This window comes from Flavobacterium sp., assembly GCF_039930565.1.
Taxonomy (GTDB): domain Bacteria; phylum Bacteroidota; class Bacteroidia; order Flavobacteriales; family Flavobacteriaceae; genus Flavobacterium.
This window is the reverse complement of the sequence record NZ_JBDTTP010000050.1, coordinates 18,324-32,770: the sequence shown is the minus strand read 5'-3', so window position 1 is coordinate 32,770 and position 14,447 is coordinate 18,324. Positions and strand designations below refer to the sequence as shown.

Genomic DNA, 14,447 nt, shown 5'->3' with positions numbered 1-14,447 from the left:
CAAAAGTACAGGCAGAAAAATTACAATTATTAAAAATACAACATTCAAAATCCTTAAAATTTGCCCCATCACTATCGTAAATAATATTATTATATTCCTTATCAAGGAAATATTCACTCTTCATTAAAGATCAATTGTTATTAAATTTAAAATAAATCATTATGGGCTTGAATTCCATATTTAGTTTTAGCAGACTAAAAGGATGCCCTACTTATTATTAACCACAAATTACTCAAATTAGTGCCAATTAATTTGTGGAAATTTGTGCAATTTGTGGTTAAAATATTTTTAGAAGCTTACAAATCATTTTTAGGCACTCTTCTTAAAAGGAAAATAGCAATCACAAAAAAGATTCCTAAAAACACAATCGCCAAACGAGGACTTCCGGTAATTTGATCTATAATTCCGTAAAGGCACATTCCAATAACGATCCCTATTTTTTCGGCAACATCATAAAAACTGAAAAAAGAAGCTGTGTCTTCAGTTTCAGGCAATAATTTCGAATAAGTCGATCTCGATAAAGCCTGAATTCCGCCCATCACAAATCCGGCGATTGTTGCCATTACATAAAAATGTATGGGTAAAGTAATAAAAAAGGCTAATGCACAAAAGACTGCCCAAATAGTATTGATTACGATTAAAGTTGGAATATTACCAAATTTTGCAGAAGCTCTTGACGTTAAAACAGCTCCAACTACAGCAACCAACTGTATTATTAAAATACAGATAATCAAACCAGTAGTACTTTCTTCTTTAGATGCCCACGCAATTTCCTGAGCGCCAAAATAAGTAGCTACTAACATTACAGTCTGAACTGCCATACTTGATACGAAAAATCCACCTAAATATCTTTTTAAAGGAATATTATCTTTTAATATAGCCCAAACCTTTTTTAATTCCTTAAAACCATTAAAGACAACTTGTTTCGATAATTTTTGATTGGTTTCCTTACTTCCTTTTGGTAAAAAATAGTAACTGTACTGACTGAATAAGATCCACCACACACCTACCATTACAAATGAATATCTCATTGCTTTCATAGCTGCTTCTCCATCTGTTCCTGTGATTCCAAAAACTTTTGGCTTCATAATCATCGCCAGATTGATAATCAGCAAAATAACACTTCCAATATATCCCAACGAATATCCTTTGGCACTGATTTTATCTTGCTGCTCAGGAAAAGCGATATCCGGCAAATACGAATTATAGAATACCAAACTTCCCCAATATCCAATAAGGCCAAGAAAGTAAAACAATAATCCGATGTAAATGTTTTCAAGATTAAACCAATATAATCCCATGCAGGATAAAGCCCCAACATAACAGAAAAACTTCATGAACGATTTTTTATTCCCAACATAATCCGCAATACCGGATAGAAGAGGCGAAAAAAAAGCTACAAATACAAAGGCAAATGCGGTAACGAAACTAATAAGGGCCGAATTTTTAAGTTCTATTCCTAAAATGGAAATATAATGGCTTCGTTCAGAAAATAAGGCTTCATAAAATATAGGAAATACGGCAGAAGCAATTGTCAGGGTGTAAACTGAATTCGCCCAATCATAAAAAGCCCAGGCATTCAATAATTTTTTACTTCCTTTTGGTAGGTTTGTCATGGTTTTGGTTTTGACGGCTAATTTATTTATTTTTTCTTATAATAGTAAGAATCTTTCATTAATAAATAATCAATGATTTGGTTTGCATTTAAATTCTCTTATTGATGATGATAAGGCTCATTCCTCAAAATAGTAAAGCCACGATATAATTGCTCTATAAAAAATAAACGAACCATCTGATGGGAAAATGTCATCAACGAAAGAGATATTTTACCTTGCGCCTTGCTGTAGACTGTTTCTGAAAATCCATAAGGCCCGCCAATGACAAAAACAAGTGTTTTGATTCCGGAGTTCATCTTTTTCTGCAATTCTTCAGAAAAGCCAACGCTTGAAAAGTTCTTTCCATTTTCATCTAATAAAATCAACTGATCGGCTGGCGTTATTTTTGAAAGAATCAACTCCCCTTCTTTTTCTTTTTGCTGGCTTTCAGATAAGTTTTTGACGTTTTTAATATCCGGAATTATTTCCAAATCAAATTTGACATAAAATGACAAGCGTTTGGTGTAATCGTCAATTAAGGTTTGGAGTGATTTATTGTCGGTTTTACCTAATGCAATAAGTTTAATATTCATGTAAATAAATTATATCTTGTTTTCAAAAACAGTTTCAAAATGTTCGACAATGGGAAATGGCTCATAATAATTGTGCAACATCTTTTTCCATTCGAAATAGGCTTCAGAAGTTCTAAAACCTACTGTATGATCTTCAAGAGTGTTCCAATCGACCAACAAAAGATATTTGTTTTCTATTTCAACACATTTCTCTAAACGATGTCCTAAATAGCCATTAATAGAGGAAATGTATTGGCTTGCAAGTACAAAATCATTTTCAAATTGAATTTTCAGATGTGGTTTTATATAAAGAAATACAGCTTCAAGAATCATACTTTTAATTTTTAGAAAATTGATTCTCAAAAGTTTTAAATCTGGCATCCAAATCTTTCAATAATTGCTTTTTTACAGCTGTATCCTGAATAAAACTGTAATTTATGCTGTTGTAAACATATTGTTTTATTGTTGAATACGAAACATCAGGATATCTTTTGGCCAGTAAAACATATTGCTCTGTCATATTGGTTCTTAAAATTCCTGCATCATCAGTACTGATTACGATTGGTACATTAAATTCTTTGTAAAGTGTAAAAGGATGTCTGCCTTCTTTTACTTTCAAAATGAATTCGTTACTGGCTAAATTAATCTCAATCGGAATATTGTTCTTTGCCATATAACGCAGTAACTCATAAGAGTTCTCTTCATAAGCAATATCAACTCCGTGCCCTATCCTATTGGCTCCTGCTGTGTATATTGCTGAATTGATATGCCACGTTAAATCTTCAGGCTGGACCAATCCTAAAGTCAATTCGCCTGCATGAAGCGTGTATTTTACATCTGCGTATTTTGAATGGCAGTATTTGAACATGACCATGTGCAGCCAATAATCCTTCATTGAATTTTCGCCATGTTCCGGGGAAACAATGTTTACACCTGCAACCAATTTACTTTCGTTGGCAGAAATAAAAGCAATAACCAGATTTTTAAACAAATCAACAGGTTCCATAAAACGCAGTACAAAATTCTGATATCGCATTGTAAAACGCCCGTCATCCATTTTTAAGTCTTTATGCAATTTGGCTATGAAATTGGTATTAAAATCTGCTGCATATTTTTTAGCGTCTTTCTGTTGAATCGATTGATAGAGATTATCTAAAAGTTTTAAAACGGCCTTCTCGTCTTTTTGACTGGCTGCCTGACGAAGTTTCGAATTAAAATCAGACAAATCATCCAATTTCATATCACACGGAATTATCGAAAATTGTGTTTCGATATAACTCACATTTTCTGAAAGTGCCCGTTTTTTTAATTCTATGAGACCTTCTGCAAAATGCCCATCAATTACAGGAAAAAATTTATCGAAGGAATCAAAAAATAAATCATCAGAAGGAACTGAAACTCCGTTGTAATCTTTAGCAGACCAGGTTTGCATGACTTGCTGCTCATAGAATGCAAGCTGTCCTTTATTTTTAAGAGAAGAAAAAGTTTCCCAATTGCCATTTGAAGGTTTGTTTTTTGATACTTGCATGGTTACCAAATTCAGATAAAAATCTTCTGCAATGGCTCTTTCCAAAAGAGGTTCTGTATAAATAGATCCGGAAAAATGATGGTGTAAATCGCCTCCTTTTGGCATCTGCTGAAAAAAAGCGGTTAAGAGCGCTTCGTTATTTCTGTTTTTTTCTAAATAACTTTCAGCAGATTGAGAAAAGCTGATTTGCGCTATAAAAATACAGAAAAATGTAATTATCCTCGTCATAGTCTAAGTTTAAATTACATGCAAATGTAGTTATTTTAGATGACTTTTGAAATTCCTCTAAAAATTGACTATTATAATCGTTAAACTATCATATAATCTTCTGAAAGGAATTTTAGCGTTTATTATTTGTACTAAAAAAACCAAATTAATAGTTTTTATTATTCCCGATTTTAAGGAATTATTAAAAAATTAAAAATCCATTTGAAACTATTACGATTTCATTTTTTGATTATTTAAAAAGATTGCCATTTTTGGGAATAAAATAATGGCTTTTCCGAATTTTACTATTCTGCATTTTTGTTTCAATTTGTTTGTTTAACTTTGTTCAAAAGATATAAAAATGAAACAATTAATCATATTACTTATTGCTTTTGCTACATTTTCGTGTACAAAAGCTCAAAAAAGCAATTTTTCGGAAGAAGCTTTAGCGCAGACATTATTATCAGTAGATGGAAGTCAGGTTACATTTAAAGATATTTTAGAAAAACACAAGGGAAAGACTCTGGTAATTGAAGTTTGGGCATCCTGGTGTGGTGATTGTGTCAAAGCAATGCCAAAATTGAAAGAATTGCAGGTAAAAAATCCTGATGTTACTTATATGTTCATCTCAGCTGATAAAACGGCGGACAAATGGAAAACAGGAATCGAAAAACACCAATTAAAAGGTGACCACTTCATGATGAATGACGGAATGAAAGGTGTTTTCGGAAAAGCAATTGATTTAGACTGGATTCCAAGATACATCATTGTTGACAAAACCGGAAAAATAGTTTTGTACCGTGCTATTGAAACCGACTTTGACAAAATCAATAAAACTTTGAGTAACCTGAAATAGATCTGGTTCTGATTTCTTAAATAAAAATTACAAAAACCAAAAAAATAATAACTATCAAAAATGAGAAAACAAATTGTTGCAGGAAATTGGAAAATGCATAAAAATGCTGAACAAACCGAAGAATTATTAAATGAATTAATTACAAAAATACCTGCAAAAACTAATGCTCAGGTAATTGTAGCACCAACATTTATCAATTTAGCTGCTGCTGTTGCCAAATTAAAAAATACGCCAATTAGTGTTTCGGCACAAAATGTCCATCAGGCAGAAGGTGGCGCTTTTACAGGAGAAATTTCTGCAGATATGCTGAAAAGTGTTGGCGTAAATACGGTAATTTTAGGGCATTCAGAACGAAGAGCTATTTTTAACGAAACTGATGCTTTAATTGCTAATAAAGTGGATACAGCCTTAAAACATGAAATGACAGTAATTTTTTGTTTTGGTGAAGAATTAAAAGACCGTCAATCTGATAATCATTTTAATATTGTTGAAAATCAATTGCGTGACGGATTGTTTCATATTTCAAAAGAATCATGGGCAAATGTAGTTTTGGCTTATGAGCCGGTTTGGGCAATTGGAACTGGTGAAACAGCTTCTCCGGAGCAAGCTCAGGAAATGCATGAATTCATCAGGGAAACTGTTCGTAAAGCTTTTGGAAATGATATTGCTGATGAAGTTTCAATTTTATATGGTGGTTCTGTAAAACCTGATAATGCTAAAGAAATTTTCTCTAAACCAGATGTAGATGGAGGTTTAATTGGAGGAGCTGCCTTAAAAGCAGATGATTTTCTTGCGATTGTTACGGCTATCTAATTTAAATCAGATATAAAAAATTAAACCCGACATGAAAATAACATGTCGGGTTTTTTATTGTAATAATCTCAAATTACTGTGATATATTGTAAGTTGCTACATAAAAATCTTTATCGACTTCTAATATCGGATTCACCGTAGTTATTTTTTGCTTTTTCCATTCCTGGGTTGGCTTCAATACTGTATCTACATCGTTTAACTTCACTTTTAAGGGCATATCAAAATTAGCTACACAATTTGCCCAGCGATATTCAAAACGTCCGTCTTTAAAAAAATATTCAAGCGTTGGAATCTGGGTTGTTCGTAAATATTGATTAAAAACTTTACTCAAATCAATACCTGTTTCAGTACTCATATAGTCCTCAATTTGTTTTGTAGTTACAGTTTGATGATAAAAAGTTTTGTTTAAACCTCTCAAAACCGACTTCCATTTTGCATCATCATTCAAAATCTGACGGATGGTGTGCAGCATATTGGCTCCTTTTGGGTACATATCACCCGAACCTTCAATATTTACATCATAATATCCAATAATTGTTTTGTCATTATCAATTTGCTTACGGCAGCCTCTTACATATTCTGCTCCTGCTTCTTTTCCATAATAATATTCAACAAAAAGGCTTTCCGAGTAATTGGTAAAACTTTCGTGAATCCACATATCGGCTATATCCTTGTAAGTAATATTATTGGCAAACCACTCGTGACCAGATTCGTGAACAATAATAAAATCAAATTTTAAACCCCAGCCTGTTCCACTTAAATCCTTGCCTAAATATCCATTTTTATACTGATTTCCGTAAGTTACACTGCTTTGATGTTCCATTCCTAAATAAGGAGCTTCAACCAATTTATAACTATCTTCGTAAAATGGATAAGGTCCAAACCAGTTTTCAAATGCTTTAAGCATTTTGGGTACTTCTTTAAAATGTTCTTTAGCAACTGCAAGATTATCTCTCAGAACATAATAACTGCAATCTAAATCACCTTTTTCGCCCTTGTATTTCTCCGAAAAATTAACATAATCACCAACATTAATATTCACACCATAATTGTTGATTGGATTGGCCACATACCAATTAAAGGTTTTGGTTCCGTCCTTTTCTTTTTTAATACTCTGCAATCTTCCATTTGAAACATCAGTCAAATGTCCGGGAACATTTACGCTGATTAGCATATTTTCGACTTCATCATACATATGATCTTTACATGGCCACCAGACACTTGCTCCTAAACCTTGACAGGTTGAAGCTATGAAATCGTTTCCGTTTTTATCTTTTTTCCAGGTTATTCCACCATCCCATGGCGGTCTGAGTGCTTCTTTAGGTTTACCTCCAAACGAAATCACAATCTCTTTTGTTTCCCCAATTTTCTGAGCTGCTTCCAAATCAATAAAAAATACATTTCCGTTTCTTTTAAATTTCAGGTTTTCCCCCTCCTGTGTTACTTTATATATCTGCATAGGTTCCTGCAGGTCAATTTGCATTATATTGTATTGATTAAGAACAGTATAACGGATTTTATTAGTACCAGTAATGGTTTTGTCAGAAGGATTTACTTTTACATCCAAATGATAATATTTTAAATCCCACCAAATTCTTTCCTTCGTAATACTACCACGTAATGTGTCCTGAAGTGTAAAAACTGTTGCAGATTTATTAAGAAGTCCTTGTGCATTAGCTATAACACAAATTAAAAAGAGTGTAAAAGCGATAAGATGTTTTTTCATTAATTTACTAATTATATATAACAGTCTTTTAAAACAAGACCAATCTCCAACAAAAGTAAACAATCGTATCAATTTTTTAAAAATTTTACAATTCTGTTTTGAAACTAACCTGCAAAATCCATTATTCACTATTTTTGCATTTCAATCCATAAACGTTATGAAAGCTAATTTAATTATCTATTTTTCTATGTTTGATCTGTTCTATGTAATGCAGTGACAAACAATTCCAGTTTATAAAATAAGCGAAAAAATAGTTATTAATGGTGACTTATCAGATTGGAACAATTAACCTGATTAAAATTTTAATGAAATAGGTTTTAATAAAAAAACAAAAGCCTGCTCCCGGGAAGAAGCAGACACTTTGTAAAAAAACAAACACAAAAACTTAATTGTATCCTAAATTTTGTTTGAAAACTTTTTGGTCTATAACGGTTTGTGGAATTGGAAAAAATCTTCTGGTAGGTTCAGACGCTGATTTTGCTGTTCCAGGCAAATCAAATTTACCAAAACGGATACTTTGGGGTCTTCTTTGTAATTCCCAGTACAATTCGAAACCTAATTCTTTGTATAATTGCTGTGAATCTAAAGTTAGAATCACTTTTCCGGGAGCGTTTCCGTATAAAGATTCTCTTTTTCTGCTCGTACGCAATTTGTTCAAATCATCCATAGCTGCACCTGTACTTCCTTTTCTAAAATAGGCCTCAGCTCTCATAGCATAAACTCCACCTAAACGGAATAAAGGAATATCAACATTACTAGAACCATTTCCTTCTTCTGCATCAAATTCATATTTAAAAACACGAGCTCCCTGATTGATTTCATTTTGAGCAAAAACAGCCTGAGCAGGATTTTTAAAAGTTAAGGATGGTGTAAAATCCATTCTTGTTGTTGTGCTTTTTTCCATATACAAAGGAGAAACCTTAATACGTCCTCCTATCATTTCTAAAGATCCTGAAGGCAATAATATCGGTCCATACTGAAGCCCGGCCTGAATTCCTCTGTTAAAATGAAACCATGGTAAATTATCACTTTTAGGAATGATGTTTGTTGCCGGAACGCTTACATCTGTACCATCATTCATAAACCAGGTACCATCAGCATATTGGTAATGTTGCTGAAATCTAGGGTCATCATGATTACCATCCCAGGTTGCATAGAACTCCGGAGTTGTACATGATGCGTTTGTTCCCCTGTTTGCTGCAGATGTTCTTTGATTACGCTCCATGGATACATAAGCGAAACTGTTAGAACCATTACGGATATAGTCGATTTTTTGGGATATCGCAAAAATAAGTTCTTTTCCATTAGTATTATCCCTAGCAAAATTTTTGAAATAATCGCTTTCAAGACTATACTTTCCTGAATCAATTAATAAAGAGGTATAATAAATGACACGATCCATATCTGTTCCTGTACTTCCGGCTACAGCAGCTTCAGTAAAATTGAAATTGGAAGCCGCATTATAACGATCTTTAAATACCGCACGATTCAGATACATCGTACTTAAAAAAGCGTACGCAGCTTGTTTTGTGAATCTCCCATGGTGTGTTCTTTGTGCACCAATGTCAGCCAAATCAGGTACTAAAGCTTCTACATCTTTAATCAACTGATCAATTTGAGTATCAGCTTTCAATATTTGCAAAGGAGCTTTCGTGTTCATTGGATCTCTGTATGGTGCTTGTCCGTACAGATCTAATGTGGTATATGTGTAATACGCCAAAAGGGCTTTTGCTTCTGCCAAAAACAATGTCTTTTCCGGAATAGTGCTATTTTCTACAGACTGAATTGCTGTTAGAGAACGCGTAATTCCGTTTGTCAATAAATCCCAGTTGCTGACAATAACAGGATTGTCAGATCTCCAGGTAAATTCATGCATATCTCTCCATTTTCCACCATCTCCCCAATCACTTCCGCGAGTTGGTAAAATAGCCTCATCTGTACTGTATTCCTGCATGGCAAAAACAGCTCCGTGATCTGTAAAAGTTCCGTCTCCAAGCCTGTCATAAGCTGCAGCAAGTGAACCTGCAGGATCTGAAGTCGCGTTTCCCAGATTTTCATCCAAAACAACTTCGTCTAAATCCGTACAGCTGTTTAATAGAAAAATAAAAGAAAATAATGTTATGATTTTTATGCTAAAAAATGTCTTTGTCTTCATAATTATAATTTTAAAGTTGCACCAAAACTGAACGTTCTGGAAGTTGGATAACTAGCGTAATCAATACCTATGGATTGGTTTCCTCCGTTTGATTTCGGACTGTTAATTAACGGATCGTATCCTGAATAATTTGTTATTGTAATTAGGTTCTGACCTGTTACATACAATGTTAAACCGTTTAGCCAGCTTACGTTTTTTAATTCAAAATTATATCCGATACGAGCTGTGTTCAATCTGATAAAATCTGATTTCTCTAAAAACAAAGTAGATAAAACCGGTGCATTTGAAGCATTAGCACCAGATTCGTAGTAACCTGAGGCAACATTTCTGTCAGAAGCCAGATTGTTGATGTTTAAGGCGTTTAATCCTGTATTGTTTAACAAATAACCACCTGTCTGTCCAATGATTGAGAATGAAAAACTAAAGTTTTTATATTTCATATCACTATTAAATCCGTAGTAAAAAGTAGGCAGCGCTCCTTCAATAATAATTCTGTCGCTATTGTCAATTACGCCATCTCCGTTTTGATCTTTAAAAACATTTGCTCCATTAGCATCAAAACCAATATGCTCTCTCAAATAGAATGAACCTGCTGCGTAACCACTTTTGTATATATTGGCATTCACTCCTGATTGCCCGGGTCCTGATATAGTTCCTGTCAAGATTTCCGAAACCGGTAAATCTTTAATTTTATTGCTTAATGTTGCTCCGTTAACATCAACATTCCAAGAAAAATCTTTAGTTTCAATCATTTTTGTACCCAACATAAACTCAAAACCCTTATTAATGATTTTACCCTGGTTAATATTTGTCCAAATAAACGCTGTTGGACTTAATGTAGGCGAAGGAATACTTAAAATCGCATCAGCAGTTGTTTTGTTGAAATAATCAAAAGTTCCGTACAATTTGTCATTCCATAAACTAAAGTCCAAACCAAGATTGTATTGTGTAACAACCTCCCATTTTAATTCAGGATTTGGTGTTCTGACTACAGAAACTCCATTTACCAAATTCAAATCATCATACAAATAATATCCGTCAGCACCTGATAAAGAATAACTTGCTTTTGTAATTTTATTATCAACTTCCTGATTTCCTGTCTGTCCCCAACTTGCTCTTAATTTTAAATTATTTACAGCCGTAACATTTTCAAGGAAACTTTCTTTAGAAATATTCCAGCCTAAAGCAAATGAAGGAAAGTAACCGTATTTGTTATTATCACCAAAACGAGTCGAACCGTCTGCTCTCATCGAGGCTGTTAAAAGGTATTTTTCGTTGAAAGTATAATTCAGTCTTCCAAAATAAGATTGCAGTTCATTTTCCTGCGCATAACCGGAAAGTACAGGCAATATTCCTTTAAAACCAGGGTTGATTTCCGGTTTTACACCGACCCCTTGTTCAGTAATACCTTCAATACTAAAACTTGTACCCGATCTTTCAAACTTTTGATAAGAGAAACCTCCCAAAACTTCGAATTTATGTTTATCCAATAATAGGTTGTATGTCAAATAATGCTCAACTAATGAGTTCTTTGAATCAAGATTATTCTGAACATATCTTCCTATTTTACTTAAATCAGTCAAGTTTGGATAAATAGTTGTATTTCTCTCTGCCGTAGAACGATCCAAACCAATATTTAGCTTATACTCTAATCCGTCAATGATTCTGAAAGAAGCTTCTAAGTTTCCCAAAACTCTTAATGTACGCGTTTGATCCTCATAAATACTCAATAAGTAAGCAGGATTATAATGCGCATTCATGTTAAAGTTGGTATACTTTCCGTTAGCATCAAAAACAGATCTTGTTGGGTTTGCCATCAAGGTATGCACGATCAATTGTCCGTTAGAGCCACCGTCATCACTTGTAGGAACTCCGTCATCTGTGGTTTGACTTGCTGTAAGATTGACTTTTAATTTTAAACGTTTGTTATCCAAAAATGATTCAGCGGCATTAATTCTACCCGAAAGACGCTTGAAATTACTGTTACGAATAATTCCTTCCTGATCCATTTGAGCTACAGACGCATAATAATTACCTGATTCTGTCTGTTTTGCAAAAGATAAAGAATGGTTTGTAGTAATAGCTGATCTGTAAATAACATCCTGCCAGTCTGTGTTTCCACCATGGTCAAAAGCAGGATCTGTAATCGCCTTTCTATATTCACCAGCACTTAAAACATCAAGTTTATTAGCTACTGTTGCAATTCCTAAATATGAATCAAAAGTCAATGTTCCCTCTCCTTTTGATCCTTTTTTGGTAGTTACCAATACAACTCCATTAGATCCTCTCGCTCCGTAAATAGCCGCAGCAGATGCATCTTTTAAAATAGTAATTGACTCGATGTCACTTGTATTTAAAAAGTTTAACGGGTTTTTAGCTGTTGAAGCTCCAAAACCAACATTAGTTCCGCTTGGGCTTACATCATCATTAGACAAAGGCAAACCGTCAACCACAAACAAAGGCGTACTACCGCTTCTGATCGATCCAACTCCGCGAATTGTAACGTTTACTCCTGCTCCGGGTTCTCCGCTTGTACTAACCACTCGAACACCAGCCACTTTTCCCTGAAGTAAATTATCTACAGAAACATTTACTCCTTGTTTAAAATTCGAAGCTTCTAATTGTGTTACAGCTCCGGTTACGTCTTTTTTGGACTGTTTACCGTAACCTACAACCAAAACTTCACTTAATTCAGAAGTATTTGGCTCCAATTGAATAGTCATGAAATTCTTTTGTGCAGCAACTGTTTTCTTGTTATATCCTAAATAAGAAACCTCAAGACTGCTTCCTTCAGTAACCGAAAGTTCAAATTCACCATCAAAATTAGTTACGGCAGCATTTTTAGTCGTAGCTTCTAAAATTGTTACACCCGGCATTGGCACGCCATTTTCATCAACAATTTTTCCTTTTACTTTAATTTTATCTACTAGTTCATTAGTATTTACAGTAACTACCTTCTGAATCAAAACCAATTTACCGTTAATATTGTAATTGAAATTTGCCTTTTTAGAAAGATCGCTTAAAATTAAATTTACAGATTCATTTGCATTATTTATGGTATATACTTTATTATCAGCAATAATAGCCTGACCATAACTGAATTTATAATCTGTCTGCTGGCTTAATTTTGAAAAAATAGAAACCAGTGTTGCTTTTTCTATTTTATTGTTTGCATTTAATTTTTTGTAATTGATTCTACTATAACCACTTTGAAAGGTCAGTAATAGTAAGGCTAAAAAGAAAATTCCCTTTAGAAGATTTAGATTGATTCGTTTAAAATACATGATTTAAGTTATTGGTTTTCGATACTTAATTATTATTCGCAGTTGTTCTCAGCAACTGCTTTTTTTAGACATTAGTTCACTTTTACTATCTCGTCATATACATCAAAATTTAGGTTGGTGATATAATTTATTTGTTTCAAAACACTCTCAAGCGAAGCCTTTTTTTCAATGAATACTGTTACCGGAGTAGTTAAAACAGATTTATTTTCAAACCTGAATGTTACTCCGTATTTGTATTGCAAAATGGTTATTACTTGTTGTAAAGTAGCTTCATTCAAAGTAATATCAGAAGCATACCAATTAATCAGCAAGGAGTTATCGACAGGAAGTTTTGTTAGTTTTTTGCCTGAAAACAGGGCTTCTTCATTCGGAACCAAATCGACACTTTGCTCTTTGACAGTAACATTTACTTTTCCGGTTACGACAATTACTTCGCATTTTGATTTCGATAACTGAATGTGGAATGAGGTTCCCAAAACCCTCGTTTTGATTTCTCCTGACTGAATAACAAAAGGATGTTTTTTGTCTTTGGAAACTTCAAAAAATGCATTTCCTTTTAACAGTGAAACTTTTCTTTCTTCTCCAATAAATTTTTCAGGATATTGAAATAATGAATTTGCTGCCAGATAAATTTCCGAGCCATCACTTAATTGGATAGATTTGGGGACATCTGATGTTTTAAATGTGAGTTGCTTTTCGTTTGCAACACCTGGTTGAAATAAAAATCCTAAACCAACAAGAAAAAGAATACTGGCAGCTGCTATATATTTTAAGTACGGTTTGAAGATGTTCTTTTTCTCCATTCGAAGTTGAATTCCTTCATATATATTTTTAGAAACTTCATTTGAGTTTCCCATTGAAACATTGTCCCAATTTGATTTCTTATATTCACTTAAAGCAAAATCATTCAAAAGATTTTCCTCTGCTTCTGATGTTTTATTGCGGGAACTTTTATAAAGAAGATGTTCCAGGCTATGTTTGATTCTTTTTATCATGCTACTTATTATTACAAGTAAGTACCAGAAAATTGAAATCGTACTATCCGGAAATATTATGAAAACGTGAACAGAAAGTTATGTTAAAAATTTTGATGTAAAATTACAAATGGAGCCATCCAGGCCAGTTCTTTCAAGCCTTCACGCAATTGTTTTAATCCGGAAGAAATTTGATTTTTAACCGTTTGCTTCGAAATTCCGAGTTCATCCGCAATCTGATCAATCGTCATATCCTGCATTTTGTACATCAGTAAAACTTCTTTTCTTTTTTCCGGAAGTTTATCTAATAAGGAATAAAGTAAATCCATTACTTCAGGGTCGATTGTCGCAAAATGATCGATTACGTAATCTTCAAATTTATCTTCGAGAATCGTCTTGTCAAATCGGTTATTTTGGTAATGTTTGAAAACCTGATTTTTTACTGCCCTAAACAAATAAGGTTCAATTGCGCTTATATTGATCTGTTCTTTTCTTTCCCACAAATCAATAAAAACGTCCTGAACAATGTTCTGAGCCAAATCATTATCCTGAGTCATCGTATACGAAAAAGCTGTTAACTTTTTCCAGTATTGCGTATAAGTTTCCTCAAAAATTTCAGGATTATTCATAGGTTTTTTACAGAAGTATTTAATGATGTAAAATAATGAAATGTAATACCATTGTTTTTTTTCTGAAGGTTATATTTAAATTAAGGAATCAGTCTTTTTGGTGTTTTT

At 33.3% G+C, this 14,447-nt stretch carries 11 protein-coding genes; 2 read left to right on the top strand and 9 right to left on the bottom strand.

Annotation, left to right across the window (positions count from 1 at the left end):
* Positions 1–296 precede the first annotated feature (296 nt).
* The 4 genes from ABI657_RS12940 to ABI657_RS12925 all read right to left on the bottom strand — a co-directional run bounded on the left by ABI657_RS12940 (position 297) and on the right by ABI657_RS12925 (position 3,923).
* Positions 297–1,616 carry an MFS transporter gene (locus ABI657_RS12940; RefSeq protein WP_348097686.1) on the bottom strand — a complete coding sequence of 440 codons (1,320 nt, stop codon included), beginning with the start codon at positions 1,614–1,616 and terminating at the stop codon, positions 297–299.
* Between the two features lie 98 nt (positions 1,617–1,714).
* Complete coding sequence (rlmH, locus tag ABI657_RS12935; protein WP_348097685.1) at positions 1,715–2,188, bottom strand: 23S rRNA (pseudouridine(1915)-N(3))-methyltransferase RlmH; 474 nt, start codon at positions 2,186–2,188, stop codon at positions 1,715–1,717.
* Positions 2,189–2,197: 9 nt separating this feature from the next.
* On the bottom strand, positions 2,198–2,500 hold the full coding sequence (locus tag ABI657_RS12930) for an antibiotic biosynthesis monooxygenase (protein ID WP_348097684.1): 303 nt from the start codon (positions 2,498–2,500) through the stop codon (positions 2,198–2,200).
* A gap of 4 nt (positions 2,501–2,504) precedes the next feature.
* The gene (locus ABI657_RS12925; protein WP_348097683.1) at positions 2,505–3,923 is read right to left on the bottom strand and encodes an adenosine deaminase; all 1,419 of its coding nucleotides are present in this window, start codon (positions 3,921–3,923) and stop codon (positions 2,505–2,507) included.
* A gap of 340 nt (positions 3,924–4,263) precedes the next feature.
* On the opposite strand from ABI657_RS12925, the gene ABI657_RS12920 reads away from it, so the two are divergent.
* Both ABI657_RS12920 and tpiA read left to right on the top strand, forming a co-directional pair.
* Entirely contained in the window at positions 4,264–4,758 is a 495-nt protein-coding gene (locus ABI657_RS12920) for a TlpA disulfide reductase family protein (protein WP_348097682.1), read from the top strand.
* 60 nt (positions 4,759–4,818) lie between these two features.
* Positions 4,819–5,571 carry a triose-phosphate isomerase gene (tpiA, locus tag ABI657_RS12915; RefSeq protein ID WP_348097681.1) on the top strand — a complete coding sequence of 251 codons (753 nt, stop codon included), beginning with the start codon at positions 4,819–4,821 and terminating at the stop codon, positions 5,569–5,571.
* 73 nt (positions 5,572–5,644) lie between these two features.
* On the opposite strand, the gene ABI657_RS12910 is transcribed toward tpiA, so the two are convergent.
* The 5 genes from ABI657_RS12910 to ABI657_RS12890 all read right to left on the bottom strand — a co-directional run bounded on the left by ABI657_RS12910 (position 5,645) and on the right by ABI657_RS12890 (position 14,339).
* Entirely contained in the window at positions 5,645–7,297 is a 1,653-nt protein-coding gene (locus ABI657_RS12910) for a M1 family metallopeptidase (protein WP_348097680.1), read from the bottom strand.
* Positions 7,298–7,682: 385 nt separating this feature from the next.
* Entirely contained in the window at positions 7,683–9,452 is a 1,770-nt protein-coding gene (locus ABI657_RS12905; protein ID WP_348097679.1) for a RagB/SusD family nutrient uptake outer membrane protein, read from the bottom strand.
* 2 nt (positions 9,453–9,454) lie between these two features.
* Complete coding sequence (locus tag ABI657_RS12900) at positions 9,455–12,736, bottom strand: TonB-dependent receptor (RefSeq protein ID WP_348097678.1); 3,282 nt, start codon at positions 12,734–12,736, stop codon at positions 9,455–9,457.
* A 71-nt stretch (positions 12,737–12,807) separates the two neighbouring features.
* The gene (locus ABI657_RS12895) at positions 12,808–13,731 is read right to left on the bottom strand and encodes a FecR family protein (protein WP_348097677.1); all 924 of its coding nucleotides are present in this window, start codon (positions 13,729–13,731) and stop codon (positions 12,808–12,810) included.
* 83 nt (positions 13,732–13,814) lie between these two features.
* The gene (locus tag ABI657_RS12890) at positions 13,815–14,339 is read right to left on the bottom strand and encodes an RNA polymerase sigma-70 factor (protein ID WP_348097676.1); all 525 of its coding nucleotides are present in this window, start codon (positions 14,337–14,339) and stop codon (positions 13,815–13,817) included.
* Positions 14,340–14,447 lie beyond the last annotated feature (108 nt).